Annotated in this window: 2 protein-coding genes; both read right to left on the bottom strand. The window is 41.6% G+C overall.

Annotated features, from left to right (window positions below; all coding sequences use genetic code 11):
- On the bottom strand, positions 1 to 806 hold an 806-nt coding region (locus tag G468_RS0118330; RefSeq protein WP_034250563.1), incomplete at its 3' end, for a primase-helicase zinc-binding domain-containing protein.
- Positions 807 to 954: 148 nt separating this feature from the next.
- Positions 955 to 1,139, bottom strand: a 185-nt coding sequence (locus G468_RS24525; protein ID WP_034250561.1) for a hypothetical protein, incomplete at its 5' end; no start/stop codon positions are given.

Below are 1,139 nucleotides of genomic sequence, written 5' to 3'. Positions count from 1 at the left end.
CCACCTACGGCTTTAGCTGCTTTTTCTGCTGCGTCCTTGCCGACATTTCCATCATTACTAACATCATTGTCACCAGCGATATAGATATCCGCATTAGGGTATTTCTGTCTAAACGCCTCTGCTACTGACAACAGGTTACCAGCGTCTACGGCTGCCACGACATAACCATCAGCAATAAGATCGACGGTCAATGCCGTTGCAAAGCCTTCTGTTATGATGATTGTGTCAACATACTCGTTAAGCTCATCTATTTCCTGAATCGGTATAAACGCACTCTTCTTCTTCGTCCCGCTGATAAGCCTCTTCTCACCGTCTGGTTTAATGATTTGAGCGCCCGTTATTACGCCGTCTACTGTTGTGAGTGGTAGTAGCAATGAGCCGTCGTTAAGAATGTTGTACATGCCAGTCAAGCCTTTGCTTTTGAGATATATTGATTCTGCTTTTTTAGCAGATTTTAATAAACCTCGCACTTTATCGGCTATATCGGCTATTAGCTTTGTTGGCTGTATCGGTTGTATTGGTTCCATCGGCTTTTCTTGTTGCAATCCAAGTACCTCTGCTACCATCTTCGCTGCCCCTTGAGCATTAATTTTGTAGACCTTCATTACGAGGCTAAGGCCATCACCAGCGCCACAGTGAGAACAGAAGTTAGTTCCTCTGCCTTCCTTGTCATCAAATCGATATCTGGTATTACCACCACAGGAGGGGCAAGGGGATTCCTTGCGATTTGTAGAAATATTTAACTGATTTAGTATGAATTCCCATTGATTTTTTGCTTGTTCGCAAGTATTATTAATACTGTACATGTCTATCTCCTTGTGATAAGTACTGTTAATACTGAGCATGTTTACCTCCTAGTTTAATGTTCAGAGTTAAAATCATTCTTATCTCCTTAGTTGGGGAACATGAAAAGCACTGGTGCGGTGCTTTTTTTGTGTCTACGGTTTCTGTTGATTAACGTTTTTCACTAATTTCTTCTACTACGCAAGCTATATCCTCGCTCACATAACTCAGCACTTCACCTAACCAAGGCATAGGCTCATGCTCTAAGTTATAACTTTGAATATGCTTACAGAGAGATGACGTAACTTCCCTTGCTCGAATTAACTTAAAATCGCTTTCATCTGAGAGTGAGATTT

The sequence above is a fragment of the Arsenophonus nasoniae DSM 15247 genome (assembly GCF_000429565.1).
Classification (GTDB): domain Bacteria; phylum Pseudomonadota; class Gammaproteobacteria; order Enterobacterales; family Enterobacteriaceae; genus Arsenophonus; species Arsenophonus nasoniae.
The sequence above is the reverse complement of the archived record's forward strand: the minus strand, read 5'-3'. Positions and strand labels throughout refer to the sequence as shown.